This is a genomic window from Neobacillus sp. DZ-9 (assembly GCF_059587065.1).
The window spans coordinates 212794-228928 of the sequence record NZ_JCAIOL010000004.1 but is presented as its reverse complement, the minus strand read 5'-3'; the positions used below and the strand labels follow the sequence as shown (position 1 = coordinate 228928).

Genomic DNA, 16135 nt, shown 5'->3' with positions numbered 1-16135 from the left:
CTTTTAATAGTTATTGGACAGTCTTATTTACCTGGTAAACATCAGTTTCGTCTAAATCAGAATAAGGGAATGAAATGGCTATACCGATTGGAACAAGTTTTTCCGAAAATGGGACATTCAAGTTCTTAAAGACAGGGACATTTGGATTCAATGGGTAGATTAACAGCATCCCATTTTCTCTTGGACGCAATTTACGTTTATCCTTCCTATCCTTTTTATCCTTAAGTTTTTCAGGTTCAATATCGATATATTCCTGGTTAGGGGCTACAATTGCCTTTATATCTACATCCTGTTCCTTATTGCCCGGCGGTTTCATATCTGTTCCCCGTCCTACTGCCGAATCTAAAAATAAGCCTCCCAAATTTACTGGGTATGGACCAGCACCTGTTGGATCCCCTTCAACAACAGCAACAGTCCAATTTGTTAATTCCCCTTTATCGTTGGCAAATTGAATATAATTCTTCATCAAACCTGAATCGGCCTTATTCCCTCTAGTCTCATAATCGCCCAGAAATTCTTTAACAATGTCGGCTTTTACAAGGGATGCTACATAATAACCGGTCTTTCCCTTGCCAATTTTGGTTTTTACCAAATCAAGACTTTTAACTAGCTTTTCTGTTGCCTTCATATTCGTTTTATAAAACTCTTCGCTATGTCCGAATATCCTGGTCTGCTGCAAGGTCCCTTCATAAATAATCGTTGAGGAAATAGCATTTTTCATTTTTAACGGGCTTGTTAAGGTCATGGTTGGATGACTTAACATTTTCACCGCATACTCCATAGGAGTTTTGCCCATTTGTGCCAGCCGGTCAAATTCCTCTCTAAGCTCGACCATAGCAATGGCCAAATGCTCAAAGTTCGAAGCTATTTCTTCAGAAGTGTAAATTCTGCATAAATCCATATAGCCTTTTCTATATCCAAACCAGCGGCCCATCTGCATAAGAGTGTCATACATGACAGTGTTTCTGAAGTAATAGGTAATGCTCAACCCTTCCAGTGTCAGGCCGCGGGATAATTTATCTCCCCCGACCGCAATGACATTCAGGCCATCCTCTTTATATTGATGGTAATCCAAGGCATCTTTGCTGTTCCCGTTAATTTCAAAAACCTGTATAATGCCAGCTGCTACTTTAAGTTCCTCATAAACCTCTTCCCAGTTGTATATTTTAATATCTTCCGGCCACTTCTCCGTCGTGGTCATGAAATCTTGTTCGTAAAGAGCCCTTATTTCTTCAAGAACGTTACTTTTCGGATTATATTGAATCTGATGTGAGATCGCCTCAAAAGTCCTTACCACTTCATCCTTTACATTGGACTGTACATCTTTGAATCGTGAAGTGTGTATTAGCATAGAATTATGAGTCTTTCTCTGGCCCCTAAGATTCCTAATGGCTATGGTAAGCAAAAATGCTAATATGGCCTCACGCATTTGAGGAGGAACCTCTTCAAACTTATCCGCATCAGTTTTTTTCTTTATGGTAGTAAATATCTCAATATCTTCTTCTCTTAGATGGCGGATTAAACTAGGCCTCTTATATGACGGGTCTTCATAGACATTAAAAAACTCCTCTGGACCGCAATAATCCTTTGGTTTTGGGAGCCCCACTAAGAAGTCTTTCGGATAAAGGTCCAGTCCCTCTTCAGTTGTTCTTGCTTCAGTATTTATAAGGAGATTGGCAAACGGGGTGGCAGTATAACCCGCATAAGCTTTTCGTTTAAAAACCTCTAGTATTTGTCTTATAAGACTGTTGATTGTTTTAGGGTCCTCATTCTTGGCCGGGTCAGAAGTGTCAACTGAGGCTTGGTCCGCTTCATCATCCACGATTAAAACAGGGATATCTAAATTATATAAATCACGATGGTATATCAGCTGATCGCGTAAAGATTCTAAAACCGTTTTATTTTTCTTTACCACCATTAAAGTAGGGGAATTTAAATTGCTGGTCCCCCCATGCTGAGAACTAATATCATTTTCTGCTGTAGTCCAAGAAGATATAATATGATCTGGAGTATTTGCATAAACACGGGCAACCCCTAGCGGCTTACCTTCCTTATCCATCATGTTTCCTATAACCTCTTGATTTAATCTAATCTGTGTCTGAGCCCTTAAGTCATTGTGAATGCCCGATAGTACAATAACTAATTTATATCCGACATCGTATGCTTTATTAATTAATCCTGTAAAGTTGGCGGTTTTACCAGACTGAACAAACCCCAGGACTAATCCGCGCTTGTCAAACGGCTCCATGGACTTAGGATTTCCAAGGGATTTCATGATTTCATTTGTCGTATAATCAATAGTTTCAACTGATTCCATTGGCCAACCCTTTATTTGGGTTAAAAATTGGCGGTACCTTGTCCAATAAAAGCCGTTAGATATCATTTGAGGGGAAAACCAGCTTTTTCCTTTATTTTCTACCATAATAGGGGGTTTAGGAATATCCACACCAATTTTATATTTTTTGTACATTTGTAAAGACCACATTGCCAATGTCTCTTCATCGATGTCACTGATACTTTGAACAGTCATCTTTGCCATATTAAAAGCTTTTTCAGCTGCTTCTTGCGAACTAAAAAATGACTTAAACGAGTAATAATTAGTAGAAAATGTTTGTTCAAAAAGGATTTTCTTATCAAGTTCAATCAAGTAAACCGGCCTCCAATACAATCTTCATAAGGGTTGCTCTATTAATGCCGTCAAATGCTGGCTGTGTAATCAACATATTCAAAAGCTGTTCCTCATCACCAGCAACATTTATTTTTAATAAAGTCGAGGCAAACTGGATGACAAGCTCTTTTTGAGAGTCGGATACCTCTTGAATAATCTCTTCAGGTACTTTTGGAGAATCTATAATATTGCTGGGAGAACCTAATTGGACAAACTTAAGATATAAATTAAGGATCCTTGTCGTTTCATCATCCATTTTTTTAAATAACTCGGCTAAAATTGGATGATTTCGATTTAAGATAAATTGTGGACCATCCTCTCTTCCGGACTGTTCCCATGTGTTTAAACTGCCTTTTAATGTCTCGCCTGGTCTTGTGCTTTGAGTACGGAAATAAAATATCTCCTTTGATACTTTCCGAGCAATTGCTGATATAGCCTCAAGTCGTCTTTTCGCTTCTTCAGGAAGATTGATTCCAGATTTTTTTATATCTACCTGCCAATCAGAATCAGCTGCATTCGGCAGATCAATTCGTACCCTTGCAAGCTGTGCAGAAGCATCCTTCGGGAATAATCCCATCCAATCACCATAATGTAATAGGCGATTCTCCCGGTAGATGTAAAACCCTTGATGATCCCTCCAGCCCTTATAACCGCCTGCTTTTTTATACTCAGGTTCTGTTAAGTGAGAAGCATGGGGCAAAATAAAATATTGTATTTTTATTCTATTTTCGTTAATTCTCAGAACCTGCATTTCTCCCTCAATTGTATGCTCATGGTATCTCATAAACGGATCCCATGGGATTATTTCTTTTCCGTTAATATACATTTGGACATCGCTTTTTTCTAAAATGGAATGAAAAACAAATTCCAAATGCTTATTGATCCGTGAAACCTTACTAAAAAAGCTGGTTTCTTTTAATGTACGTTTTCCTCCGTATCCCATAAAACGATCCAATTTATCAATGCTAACAATTGTGCCGCTATTCCCCTCTATTGTTCCCATTCTTTGTTTGACCTCTTCAGGAATAGAAGTGAATAGCTGCCATTCGTTGCATTCGGAAACGTGGTCCAAATCCCAGCATCGTTCATGGAAAACGCCTTCAAATTTCGTTAGGACACTTAACCTTTTACCAAGCGAGAAGGAAGCTGTCTTTAAACCCATTCCGAATCTTCCAAGTTCATTTGCGCCTCTTGTAGCCCGAGGATCTTTTGAGCCGATGTTCATGGCTGTTTGCAGCATCTCTTCGTTCATGCCGGTTCCGTTATCAGTTATGGTTATGATGCCGTCTAATTCATTGTATTCGAAATTTATATTAATCAGGGTTGCCTTGGCATCTAGACTGTTATCTACTAGGTCGGCCACTGCGGTGCTTGGATTGTAACCTATAGATCTTAGAGCATGTATTACTGGTGCCGCTGATGGTTCTGTTTTAATTACATCCATTTATTAAAACTCCATTCCTTACAATAGTCCTATTGTAATTATAACAAATTACAATATATGTAACAGAATAGATATTAAATATCATTATCCCATAATAAAAACTGTAGATTTATTCACCTACAGTTTCTGGTTTCTTATAAAGTTAACGTACTCTACATGAGCTGACTAAAGGAACAAATGTGACTGTCAATACTGTTATGCCTGGTTCCACTTTAACAGAAGGAGTGGAAACCATGTTAAATAACCTTTATCCTAATGAGAAATTGACAATGGGCGAAGCTGAAAAGCGATTTATGAAAGAGAATCGACCAACCTCCATTATTCAAAGGCTTATTCGACCAGAAGAAATCGCACATCTTGTCACCTTCTTAAGTAGTCCGCTTTCCTCGGCCATTAATGGTTCCGCGTTACGAATAGATGGGGGATTAGTACGTAGTGTGTTTTAATAAACAAAAGAAATGTTAATATTTACATCTGCAAAGGGTAAAGGGTAATCACCACTGATAAAGAATCATTCTTCATTTTCCACTTAAAAATAAAAAAGCTCGTTGTAATCAAATGCAACAAGCTGAAAAAATGAAAAAGCCATGATAAACCGTGTATGATTAAGTCGACGAAAACACAATCAATACAGAGGGTTTATCTATGGCTCAAGGTCAGCTTAATGACTATGTGACATGGTCCTTCTTCTATTACCTATATGATTAATACTGTAAACCCATAATGCATTTATAAGTAATAAGGCACTCGTAGTGAAGAACACATAATGAATGCCAAAGAATGCTGCCATTTGCCCGCCTAATACAGATCCTCCGAGAGTACCAATATACTGTGCAGATTGATTATACCCGAAAATACGACCAACAATTTCATCTGGTGCACTTTTTCGGACAAGGTTGTTAATTGATGGCAATAATCCAGCTGTCGCAAGTCCAAGACAGAAGCGAAGTCCCATGAGTTCCCATGGTGTTTTCACAAAAGCTTGTGGAATAAAGATAATTCCTGCAACAATAAGTGCTCCGATCAATATTTTTCTTGAACCAATCCGGTCAGCAAGCTTACCTAATCGTGGAGCAGCGATTATATTGGCTAAACCGGCAGCAGCCACCACCATTCCCGCAATCATAGATAAATGGGTTGCATGTGGTGATAATTCTTTTACATAAACAGTAATTAATGGCTGAATGGACATATTGGCAATTTGCAAAATAAATGCGCTAGCAAACAATGAAATTAGCAATCTCGTATCAGGAACTAGCTTCCAAACTTGGCTAAAGGCTAACGGTGTTTTATGGACAGGTGTAAATTCTTCTTTTATCAAAAATAGAACGGCAAAGAAGGCGATTAACAATAACACGCTTGTAACAACAAAACAGCTTCGAATTCCAAAGAATTCTGCAATACCCCCTCCCATTAAAGGACCTAGAAGCCCGCCACTAACGGAGCCTGTTGAAAGTGTACCGAGTGCCCAGCCTGAATTTTTCTTCGGTGTTTGTGTTGCAACTAATGTAACCGATGCAGAAATATAACCGGAAACGGCACCCATTAACATCCGTAATGCGAGTAATTCATAAACGTTTTGTACAAATGCCATTACAAAAACGACAATGGCCATTCCAAGGCTCGCACGGAGTAACATTAGTTTCCTGCCCTTTTTATCTGCAAGTCTTCCCCAAATAGGCGAAACAATGGCTGAGATTAAAAAGGTTGAACCAAAAATCAATCCAGACCATTTTTCAATCTCTGAAGTTGCGTGTACCCCTAGCTGATCTATATATAAAGGTAGCATAGGGGCTATTTGACTCATCCCCGCGGCAGTCACAAATGAACCGAACCAACAAACAAATAAATTTCTTTTCCAATTCTCCATATAAACACCTTTCTTATTATTTGGAATTTATTTCGACTTTCAAAATAATTTATATCCTCAATCATACTCCAATCAATTGATAATGACTAATATATGTATTACTATTTGCTTATAGGTTGAGGACTATCAATAGAGGTGGACAAATGGATTTCTTACAATTAAGGTATTTTCAAACCGTTGCCCATTTTGAACATATGACAAGGGCTGCCAAAGAGCTTACGATTGCACAACCGTCACTAAGCCAAACCATTTCTCGTTTAGAGGAAGAGCTGGGTTTTCCCCTTTTTGATCGAGAGGGCAGGAATATTAAACTAAATCAATTTGGGAAAATTTTTTTAAAAGGAGTAGATAAAGCTTTTTTTGAATTAGAGTCTGCCAAGCTTGAGATGGCGGAACTCGCAGGAGAGAGCAAGAATCAAATTTCACTTTCTGTCATGCATACCCCATTATTACCGAATATTATTAGTCAATTTCGTAAGGCATATCCATTCGCCAATTTTCAAGTAAGTATGCATTCTCCCTTGCGACTTGTGGAACAATTGGAAAAAGGGGATGTCGATTTATGTGTTACTTACTTTCCTATTGAGAAAGAAGGAATCAGCTGGATTAATCTTATGGAGGATGAAGTATTCCTTATAGTCCCGGATACCCATCATTTGGCTGGGAGAGATAGCATTCAGTTAAAGGAAGTGGCAGATGAACAATTTATTCACAGAGAGCCGACAAATCCCTTTAGAATGCTAACAGATGGTTTTTGTGAAAAAGCAGGATTCACACCGAAAATCGCCTTTGAACTCGAAGAACCGGGATCCATTCATAACTTTGTAGAGGAGGGATTGGGTATATCCTTTTTAACCGAGCATACCCTCCGCTATTCCCACTATGAAAAAATTGTTCCATTGCACATTGAACAGCCTGTCTGTACAAGAACGATAGGAATGGCATGGAAAACGGAGCGGTATACTTCAAAGGTCGTTCGGGAATTCCGGGAATTTATGATTGCGTATTTTAAGGAATTAAGTTAAATGAAGCATGGGTATTTTAAGAAATTGGTATGGGTTTGTTTGGTTCCTGAGCAACTGCTTTTTCCATGAATATAGTATCAATAAAATTTCCATCACAAAAAACGCTCTCTAACTTAGAGCGAGCAATCTATCAACCTTCGTTATGATCATTATCGTGAACCTTAGATTTCTGAACAAAGTAAACCACCAAACCAATTAACATAATCCCATTAGAAATGCCGGCATCAAGTGAGACTGCTAATAAAGGAATTAATAACAATATAAACCGAACCTACTATTGCCAAGATTGGTGTAAAAGAATATAGAGAAAATTTATATAATCCTTTTGTTTCTTTACCCTTATCCTGTTTTCGCAAAATAAAAAGGGCATAAATTGCTAAACTATTAAAAATAAATACTGTAAATATAGCAAGATCCGAAAGTCGTTCAATCTTCACCTGCCGTTAGGTCAAGTTTAAATTCACCTGGAATAGCTCTTCCGGCAGGAAACGATTCGGTTGATCTCCTATGCTTTGCTGAGCAATTCTGACTTTCATAAAAGGAATCAATTTCTTTTACGGTAAGTAAGGAATCATTTAACCAGTTTTGCAGGATCCCCACCACATAGCAGACTTCGCTTGTTATTGGCGCAGGCATTATTCATCGCTTTTAAAATCACCTCTTTCGGCTGTAAGAAGCTAAAATCCTCTAACCAAGATAACAGCTGCTGTTTGGCATTTACGTTCGAAAAACCAAATCCATTGTTGTCCCAAAACTCTACAATTTCTTTCACATCCTTTTGATCATTCTGTAATGGATTCTCGATGTCTGGATTTTCCTCTAGATTTGGATTTAAGGCTTCTTGTTGTTGTTTTTTATTTATTTTATTATTTATATATTCTTGTTCTTTTTGTCCCCGTATCGTATTACGAGGCGTCAGCGTATCGTCAAGCTCTTCACATTCAGTATCTTGATATGTATGATTTTCATTTGGGCCGTTAACTTCCTTGCCGAAAACCATCTCTTCTTGTTCAAAAAATGATTCAATTAGACTACGTATTTCCTGATTTTGAATGGCTTCCGAAACATATTGAATTAGTGAAAGATCTTCCACATCCTTTAACTCGGAAAAAATACAGTCCATCACCGGTTTCCCGCCTTTAACCTGGTTATCCTTCCACCATTTTTTCAACGCCAGTTCTCTCGTATCAGGATTGTACCGGATCAACTTGTGATGGTCGATGAATCGTTCCATTAACGAATGAACACTCTCAATCGAATAGCCCAAATCAAAAGCCATTTGTTTTTTTGTAATTTTATAGATGCCAGTTTGAGTCGTAAGTGGATTCGTAAGAAGATAAAGATAAAAAAATTTGTCCTCCGGGGTCATTTCTTCTAATACAATCGGATTCTTCCAAAAATCAGTACGTACCATTCTAAACTTTGCCATCTTCAACCACTGCCTTTCTTCTTATAAAATTCCTTCATACTTGATATAGAAATAAATGAAGAAAAAGGTCATATGTTTTTCATTTAGAAAGTGATGCTTTATGACACACTTTCATCACCATTTCCTTTAACAGGGCTTTATGTGAATATCCTCATCTTCAGCACTTCTACAATATCGAGAATGGCAAGGGAAAGCGAATTTCCTTTTTTCATTTTTGAGGGCATTTTTAGTGCCAAACATCAAAAAATGCCTTCAAAAATGATTTTTGAAGGCGTTTTTTGCAATTTCGGTTATTTTATACCCTTTTTTTGTGAAGGCGGTATTTCACAATCAGTTTCTGCCAATTTATGTTTTTCACTTTTGATTAAACGATTGAAACCCCACAGGCCAAAACCGCGCCTTCATTTATACTAAAGCAATTTGGTTTTCTTCTACTAGTGTTAATAGATGCTTTTTGATTTCTTCTATATTTACAATTTTTTGTGCAACATCGGTTTCTATTGCAGCGTTAGCAACAGCTGCTGCTACATGTGCGACTACTCTTCGGTCGAACGGATCAGGAATGACATAATCGGCATGAAGTTCTTCATCTGAAATCAATTCAGCAAGGGCATAAACAGCCTTCAGTTTCATTTCTTCATTAATTTCCTTTGCGTGAACATCTAAAGCACCACGGAAAATTCCTGGGAAGGCAAGTACATTATTGACCTGATTTGGGAAATCAGAACGTCCTGTCCCCACGACTAGCGCCCCAGCTTCTTTTGCATCTTCCGGCATGATTTCCGGTACCGGATTTGCCATGGCAAAAATAATGGGTTGTTGATTCATCGAGCGAACCATTTCTTTCGTTACGACACCTGCGACCGATACACCAACAAAGACATCAGCATCCACAAGCGCATCCGCCAGTGTTCCTTGCTTTTGTTCTTTATTAGTTATGCAGGCCATTTCCTCTTTGAACGGATTCATTCCGACAGGTCGACCTTCATAGATGATCCCCTTTGTATCGCATAAGATGACATCTTTTACCCCCATACGAAGCAAGAGCTTCACAATAGCCACACCTGCCGCTCCAGCACCGTTGGTCACAACGCGAATATCCTCGATATTTTTGTTAGCCAATTTTAGCGCATTGATTAACCCTGCTGCTGTAACAATGGCTGTACCATGCTGGTCATCATGGAATATAGGGATATCACAAACTTTTCGTAAGCGATCCTCAATTTCAAAGCATTGAGGTGCTGAAATGTCTTCCAGATTAACTCCGCCAAAAGTCGGTGCTAATAGTTTGACAACTTCGACTATTTTATCCGGATCGGTCGTATCCAAGCAAATCGGGAAAGCATCCACATCCGCGAATGATTTAAATAACAATGATTTTCCTTCCATAACCGGCATTACGGCTTTCGGGCCGATATTTCCAAGCCCTAGTACAGCTGTTCCATTTGAAACAACGGCTACGAGGTTCCCTTTCATTGTATATTCATATACTTTGCTTTCGTCTTCATAAATGTCAATGCACGGTTCAGCTACACCCGGTGAATAGGCAAGGCTCAAATCTTTTGCATCTCGTACTGGAACCTTAGAGTGAACACCCAGCTTCCCTTTATTCTCCTTATGCATCTTTAATGCTTCTTCACGTAAAGTAGACATCTATGTCCCTCCTTTTGTTTTATTTTTTATGGTGACTCATCTATGGTTCATACAAATCAGCCAGTAATTTGCTGAGGAATTTATAAAGTTACAAAAAATAATTGGGAAATCCTCTCTTTACGAACATATTTGCACACCCTCTAATATTCACTTCTTCTACGTAAAAGTTGTAATTTCTATAAATCTATCAGCTTATAATTTTTTGACTAATATCTTTATTTATTCCAAGCAATAAATCTTTTTTGTAAAAGAAAAAGATGATGCCGCAAATCGCTGTAACTACCTGTGTCCCTATAAGAAGAGAAAATCCTGCAGCAAAGTTGTCTTTTACTTGGCCGGCAATCAACGCACCCATAATAACGGGCATAAAGGCTGATACTAAGTTTCCAATTCCATTCACAATCCCATAGGTGCTACCAACATTTTTTCCCTTAGATAAAAATTGAACCATAGTTGGAATAACCGGACCTTGAATTCCCCAGAAACCATTTGCTAAAACCAAACCCAATGCAGCGATCGTCCGGTTAGGTGAAATAACAGTAATGGTTACACATAATGCGGTTAAAACGCCTCCAACTACAAACAAAAGTGAAGCTTTTCGAATTGAAATTTTATCGATTAAATAGCCGCCTAAAAAGCCTGAACCAATACTAACGATAAATGGCAGCGAAGAGATAAAGCCCATTTGTTTTATTGAAAAGTGTCTTTCGTTTAAAAGATAGGATGGTAACCATGAACTGCTTCCCCATAAATAACTTAATGTTGTGACCTCAATAACCAGAATCCAAATGAGTCCCGGTGTTTTCAACGCTGATATAAAGGTTTTTATAGGTTCGTCTGATTGTTTTTGCTTTTTAAGCTTAACTTTATTCCCCTCTCTCTCTTTTGTTTTAATAAACATTAGAATAAGAGGTAAACCAACTACAAGGTTAATAAAACCCAATAGATAAAATGAGGTATGCCAATTAAATTGGAAAATAAAATATGTAATTAGTGGAAACCCAAGCGCTAATCCTATCGAAACCCCCATTGAACTTACCGCATTGGGTTTACCTCGCTCAGTTTCGCCGAACTCGTCCTTAATATACATCGTTTTAAGAGAAAATAACGGCCCCTCACTTGCACCGAGAATAAAACGAAAGAAAAGTAATAAGAATAGCGACCCGGAAAATGGTGAAATAATGGTAAATATTGCCCAAATACAAATACTAACGATTAGCCCTTTCCTTACACCTAAACGCGCTTCATACATTGGGGTTAAGAACATAGCTGCTATCCCGTACCCAACCAAGAATAAGGTCATCAATTCTCCTTGAGCTACTCGATCATTTGAAATATTGAATACATTTAAAAATTCCTCATTGGTAATAAGAATAGAGACATTTATTCGATCGATATAGGAAATAATAACAATGGCTAATAAGGTTAATACACCTAACCATCTTTGAATTGAATTGTTTCTTTTAATCATTGAATATCACCTAATTCCATTAGACTTTTTTATGCTCTAACTTACAGTAGTTGCCTTGTCATAAAGTCTGATTTTCTCGTCCAACTTTATAACTTTGAAAAGACCTTCAAAAATTGCCTATAAATATATTTCACATAGCTAGCTGTACTCTTTCAACTCAGTTTATATTTTAATAACCTCCTTGCATTTTGTTTTATATTTAAAACAATATTTTTAATATAAAACAATTTTATAATTTTCAGAATATATTTGTCAATGATATTTCAAATAGAAATAAACAATGTTTTATATACAAAACACAACCTTTCACCTCCCGAATAATGCCGAAGAATTCGACAGAAATTGGGTGGTGATAGGCACTAATGCTTATGGAATATTTATCAAGAAAAATAAGAAAATGTAAGAAAAAAGAATGCCGACTTTATGTGCTTGAAAATCCTCTAAAATCTTAGGAATTAACTATAAATTTTCAGAGGAATTTTTTGTCTTTAAAAAAAAATAAATATAATAGGGATTTCGTAGGAATGTCCTTTTTACGCGAATGTAATAGTAGATGGGAAAATTAATATCGTAATCTATCTTTTTTATATGAAAATATATGTAATTTTAAAAATGAGATACTATTAATTATCATATTGATATAGAGAAATATGGGAGTTGTTGCAAATTAATGAATCGATTCGGTGTATTGCCATTTGCGGATTTTAAGGGAACTTCTAGGATTTTGTCCCCATTTACTATAATTACCAAAATTGGAATAATAGTAGAGAATCACTTTTTCAAAGGGGGAGTTTCATGTTTCGTCGTAAATCGATTATCACGGTTCTAGCAGCAAGCATGATTTTATCATCAGGGGTGGTGTATGCTCAGACAAATGGTGCCCCAAATGCACAATCAGACACAGCTTTTGACAACAAGGTTATCAAAAAAATCAACGTAGAGAATATGTACAATACGATTAAGTATCTATCGGCAGTGCCTAGGGAAGCGGGTACCGAGGGAGAGGTTCGTGGGGTTGAGTACATAGAAAGCCAGTTTAAGAGCTTAGGCCTCGAAACTAAAAGAATACCGTTCCCAATCTATGATTATAAGACAAACCGTGAACTGGCTAAAGTTGACGGAGTTGATTTAAACGGTCATGCCTTTAGCGGCAGTGGAAGCGGGAATGTAACGGCAGAGCTAGTTAATGTTGGATTAGCAAAAACGGTTACTGATGATGTGAAAGGGAAAATTGCCTTGGTGGAACGCGGTGATATATCGTTTGTTGATAAAGTGAAGAATGTGGTTGCTAAAGGAGCAGTTGGGGTTCTCATGTATAACAACAGCGCTAATGGTAATAACTTTGGACAAGCCAATGGAGAAGTTCCTGCTGTAGCAATTACTCGTGCACAAGGCCTAAATCTAGTGGAAAGATTAAAGAACGGCTCTGTAAAAGCCACACTAGAGGTTGATATCCAAAAAATCGAGAAAACTTCTTATGTTGTTGAAGCTAAATTAAAGCCAGACAAAAACAAGGACACAGGCCAGATTGTCACGATTGGTGCACATCATGACTCTGTTCATCTCGGACCTGGTGCAAATGACGATGCTTCCGGAGTCTCAGCAGTATTGGAGCTTGCAAGAATTTTTGTGAATACACCGATTGATACCGAAGTCCGCTTCCTAACATTCGGTTCTGAAGAAAGAGGGATGGTGGGCTCGTCTTTCTACGTTTCACAACTTCCAAAAAGTGATATAGACCGCATGGTTGCCCACTTCCAAATGGATATGATTGGGGGGGCAGAAGCGGGAGAAGATCATCCATTAGGTGGATTAATCATGTACACAATTGACGGTAAAAAGAATCTTGTGACGGACTTAGGAGCTTCAGCCGGATCTAGAATGTATGATGTGCCGCTGCCGTATGGACAGTTAGGAAGAAGTGACCATCAGCCATTCCATGACGTGGGCATTCCTTCTGCTCTATTTATTCATTCACCTGTTGAGCCTCAGTATCACAAGCCAACAGATACGATTGAACATATCAGCAAGGAAAAGCTGCAACAAGCTGCATCAATCGTTGGAGCATCAGCCTATCAAATTGCTCGCCCGGATACACCAGCTCTTGATCGAGCACATGTGGCTCCTGCAACAGTAAACTACGAATTTGAAAACCGCCCAGTAGATTAATAAAAAAATAGAAAAAACGCTTGAATCAAGATTGAACTGCACCCCAATTGTTAGACACAATCTAACAATAAGGGGTGCAGTTCATGATTTTTGAAGGCGTTTTTTGCAATGCCGGTTATGGTTCCTATATCCACTCGTTACGCACATTTCTCGATCGTACTCCGATGTTACGATTCATGTCCTAGTAGTCGTTATGATCATCTTTTTCGGAAGGGGCAATTGCTAAACCACTAAAGGAAATTGGTCCAACAACAGCAGCTTCTGTACCATTAGTAATATTTTCAACTGTTACTTGATAAAGATGTGTGCCACTTCTCACATCCATATCTATAGCTTGAAATGTTGCTATATAGTTTACCTCTGACGTAGGGTCTGATTCCACTCCTTCTTGAGTCCTGAAGATTTCCTTTCCATCACGGAAGATCTTAAACAAAAGTTGAGATGTACCAGTAACTCCACGCACTCCCACTGTCGCAATTAATTCCACATTATTATCTTTTGCATTTCTTCGAGGAATAGTTATAGTAATATGTGCTACTATTAATCTTCTCGGAGAATGAGGAATCATTATTGGTCTAATTTGATCAACCTTACGAACCGGTTCTGTTGCTTTATAATCAATTATACGAAACATTAAACTCACCTCCTTAATACAGTAAAATATGCAATTAAAGAGATTTGGCTTGGACAAAATAATCATAGTAAGTTGCAAAAAATACTAAAGCGGCTAATGTAAAAAGGAAGAAGTGACCATCAGCCAATCAAATTGTTCGCCCGGATACACCAGCTCTTGATCGAGCACATGTGGCTCCTGCATCAGTAAACTACGAATTTGAAAACCGCCCAGTAGATTAATAAAAAAATAGAAAAAACGCTTGAATCAAAAAAAGATTCAAGAAAAAACAGTGCCTGTCACGCCCCGAATAATGTCGAATTCTTCGACAGAATGTGGGTGGTGACAGGCACTGTTACTTAGGATTTCCTATCCTTGTTTTCCACTTGGCTCTACAATTTGATTAAGAAACTGTTCAACCTCTTCCTGACTTTTTCCAAGTTTACTTACAAAGCGGTTCAGTTCTTTCCCTTCTTTAAAAGCAATAAAGCTTGGGATTCCGTACACATCCAGCTTCTCTAATACCTCTGGAAAATGTTCACGATTTACTGCGATCATATCTACTTTTTCTCTATACGCTTCTTCCAGGATGGGCATAAATAAATCGGTTTGCTGACAGTCTGGGCAATATTCGGCATAGAATTTGGCCATAACTGGTTTTGTTGATAGAATCGCCTCTTCAAACTCTTGTTTTGTTTTAATCTCTCTCATTATTAAAATCCTCCCTATATTTGGTTCTCAATGATAGATAGATTGTTTCCACTACATAATTCACCTGCATCAAGATATTTTTCGCAATCCAGAGCAGCCATACAACCACTTCCCGCAGCCGTAATAGCTTGGCGGTATTTATGATCTTGAACATCCCCGCAGGCAAATACACCTGGGATATTCGTTTCGGTTGCACCAGGATTCACCATGATATATCCCATATCGTCCGTTTTGATTTGATTGTCTAAAAATGCTGTGTTTGGTTTGTGCCCAATGGCAATGAAAATACCATCAGTTTCCAGAACTTCCTCTTTTCCTGTTTCGCTGTTTTTTACTTTCAAGCCAGTAACGTGTCGATCCCCTGCGATCACTTCTTCAGGAATGGAATTTAAGCTCCACGTAATTTTTGGATTCTTTTTGGCACGGTCTTGCATAATTTGGGAAGCGCGAAGCTCCTTTCTGCGGTGGACAACCCGAACCTCCGAAGCAAACTTCGTTAAAAAATTTGCCTCTTCCATAGCAGAATCTCCGCCCCCGACAACGATAATTTTCTTTCCTCTAAAGAAAAATCCATCGCATGTTGCACAGGTGCTTACCCCACGCCCAATATTTTCTCTTTCCCCTGGAATCTCCAAAAGTTTCGCTGAAGCTCCTGTTGAAATGATTAAAGATTGCGTTTTAAGCTCCCCAATTCCTTCCACCGTTAAGGTAAATGGGTTATTGGAAAAGTCGACTTTTTTAACCCAGCCTCGTTTAAACTCTGCTCCAAAAAACTCAGCTTGCTTTCGCATGTTCTGCATCAACTCTCGTCCCATAATCCCTTCAGGAAAACCTGGAAAATTCTCGACATCTGTTGTCAATGTCAATTGCCCCCCTGGTTCAGGCCCTTCAATGACTAAAGGACTTATGTTAGCACGTGCTAAATAGATTGCTGCGGTTAACCCCGCAGGTCCAGTCCCTAGAATAACGGCTTTATACATCGCTTACCTCCTTATCTCTTAGTCATGAATATTAATTTGCAATATTCGTGCCAATCTTTAATTCCTTGTAAAATCACTATTTTTTCAGCCTCTTATAAGTTA

General features: G+C 38.2%; 11 protein-coding genes and 1 pseudogene. 3 read left to right on the top strand and 9 right to left on the bottom strand.

Annotation, left to right across the window (positions count from 1 at the left end):
• Nucleotides 1-10 precede the first annotated feature (10 nt).
• Nucleotides 11-2647, bottom strand: coding sequence for a Z1 domain-containing protein (locus AC59HZ_RS12955; protein WP_496546233.1), 2637 nt, complete (start codon nt 2645-2647; stop codon nt 11-13).
• The gene (locus tag AC59HZ_RS12950; RefSeq protein WP_496546232.1) at nt 2640-4112 is read right to left on the bottom strand and encodes an ATP-binding protein; all 1473 of its coding nucleotides are present in this window, start codon (nt 4110-4112) and stop codon (nt 2640-2642) included. Before AC59HZ_RS12950 ends, AC59HZ_RS12955 begins: the two co-directional genes overlap by 8 nt.
• A gap of 146 nt (nt 4113-4258) precedes the next feature.
• Here AC59HZ_RS12950 and AC59HZ_RS12945 point away from each other — a divergent pair.
• A pseudogene (locus AC59HZ_RS12945) lies at nt 4259-4558 on the top strand (SDR family oxidoreductase); the annotation flags it as partial.
• A 215-nt stretch (nt 4559-4773) separates the two neighbouring features.
• On the opposite strand, the gene AC59HZ_RS12940 reads toward AC59HZ_RS12945, so the two are convergent.
• Nucleotides 4774-5982 carry a multidrug efflux MFS transporter gene (locus tag AC59HZ_RS12940; RefSeq protein WP_496546231.1) on the bottom strand — a complete coding sequence of 403 codons (1209 nt, stop codon included), beginning with the start codon at nt 5980-5982 and terminating at the stop codon, nt 4774-4776.
• 143 nt (nt 5983-6125) lie between these two features.
• Between AC59HZ_RS12940 and AC59HZ_RS12935 the strand changes: the two genes are divergently transcribed.
• Complete coding sequence (locus AC59HZ_RS12935; RefSeq protein WP_496546230.1) at nt 6126-7007, top strand: LysR family transcriptional regulator; 882 nt, start codon at nt 6126-6128, stop codon at nt 7005-7007.
• 571 nt (nt 7008-7578) lie between these two features.
• Here the strand turns inward: AC59HZ_RS12935 and AC59HZ_RS12930 are convergent.
• The 3 genes from AC59HZ_RS12930 to AC59HZ_RS12920 all read right to left on the bottom strand — a co-directional run bounded on the left by AC59HZ_RS12930 (nt 7579) and on the right by AC59HZ_RS12920 (nt 11560).
• Nucleotides 7579-8436 carry a DnaD domain protein gene (locus AC59HZ_RS12930; RefSeq protein ID WP_496546229.1) on the bottom strand — a complete coding sequence of 286 codons (858 nt, stop codon included), beginning with the start codon at nt 8434-8436 and terminating at the stop codon, nt 7579-7581.
• 405 nt (nt 8437-8841) lie between these two features.
• Nucleotides 8842-10089, bottom strand: a complete 1248-nt coding sequence (gene ystJ / locus AC59HZ_RS12925; RefSeq protein WP_496546228.1) for an NADP-dependent malic enzyme — start codon at nt 10087-10089, stop codon at nt 8842-8844.
• A gap of 187 nt (nt 10090-10276) precedes the next feature.
• Nucleotides 10277-11560 (bottom strand): MFS transporter, encoded by a 1284-nt coding sequence (locus tag AC59HZ_RS12920; protein WP_496546227.1) that lies wholly within the window; start codon nt 11558-11560, stop codon nt 10277-10279.
• Nucleotides 11561-12355: 795 nt separating this feature from the next.
• On the opposite strand from AC59HZ_RS12920, the gene AC59HZ_RS12915 reads away from it, so the two are divergent.
• A complete protein-coding gene (locus AC59HZ_RS12915) occupies nt 12356-13729 on the top strand; it encodes a M28 family peptidase (protein ID WP_496546226.1) in 1374 nt (457 codons plus the stop codon).
• Nucleotides 13730-13910: 181 nt separating this feature from the next.
• On the opposite strand, the gene AC59HZ_RS12910 is transcribed toward AC59HZ_RS12915, so the two are convergent.
• From AC59HZ_RS12910 to trxB, 3 genes are all read right to left on the bottom strand, one after another.
• Nucleotides 13911-14363 carry an exosporium protein C gene (locus AC59HZ_RS12910; RefSeq protein ID WP_496546225.1) on the bottom strand — a complete coding sequence of 151 codons (453 nt, stop codon included), beginning with the start codon at nt 14361-14363 and terminating at the stop codon, nt 13911-13913.
• A 348-nt stretch (nt 14364-14711) separates the two neighbouring features.
• The gene (locus tag AC59HZ_RS12905) at nt 14712-15053 is read right to left on the bottom strand and encodes a thioredoxin family protein (protein ID WP_496546224.1); all 342 of its coding nucleotides are present in this window, start codon (nt 15051-15053) and stop codon (nt 14712-14714) included.
• A gap of 14 nt (nt 15054-15067) precedes the next feature.
• The gene (gene trxB, locus AC59HZ_RS12900) at nt 15068-16033 is read right to left on the bottom strand and encodes a thioredoxin-disulfide reductase (RefSeq protein WP_496546223.1); all 966 of its coding nucleotides are present in this window, start codon (nt 16031-16033) and stop codon (nt 15068-15070) included.
• Nucleotides 16034-16135: the final 102 nt, after the last annotated feature.

Bases quoted from the DNA above. Each gene is read 5' to 3' on its own strand.
- AC59HZ_RS12950 (WP_496546232.1), bottom strand. From the start codon at position 4,112: ATGGATGTAATTAAAACAGAACCATCAGCGGCACCAGTAATACATGCT.
- AC59HZ_RS12940 (WP_496546231.1), bottom strand. From the start codon at position 5,982: ATGGAGAATTGGAAAAGAAATTTATTTGTTTGTTGGTTCGGTTCATTT.
- AC59HZ_RS12935 (WP_496546230.1), top strand. From the start codon at position 6,126: ATGGATTTCTTACAATTAAGGTATTTTCAAACCGTTGCCCATTTTGAA.
- AC59HZ_RS12930 (WP_496546229.1), bottom strand. From the start codon at position 8,436: ATGGCAAAGTTTAGAATGGTACGTACTGATTTTTGGAAGAATCCGATT.
- ystJ (WP_496546228.1), bottom strand. From the start codon at position 10,089: ATGTCTACTTTACGTGAAGAAGCATTAAAGATGCATAAGGAGAATAAA.
- AC59HZ_RS12920 (WP_496546227.1), bottom strand. From the start codon at position 11,560: ATGATTAAAAGAAACAATTCAATTCAAAGATGGTTAGGTGTATTAACC.
- AC59HZ_RS12915 (WP_496546226.1), top strand. From the start codon at position 12,356: ATGTTTCGTCGTAAATCGATTATCACGGTTCTAGCAGCAAGCATGATT.
- AC59HZ_RS12910 (WP_496546225.1), bottom strand. From the start codon at position 14,363: ATGTTTCGTATAATTGATTATAAAGCAACAGAACCGGTTCGTAAGGTT.
- AC59HZ_RS12905 (WP_496546224.1), bottom strand. From the start codon at position 15,053: ATGAGAGAGATTAAAACAAAACAAGAGTTTGAAGAGGCGATTCTATCA.
- trxB (WP_496546223.1), bottom strand. From the start codon at position 16,033: ATGTATAAAGCCGTTATTCTAGGGACTGGACCTGCGGGGTTAACCGCA.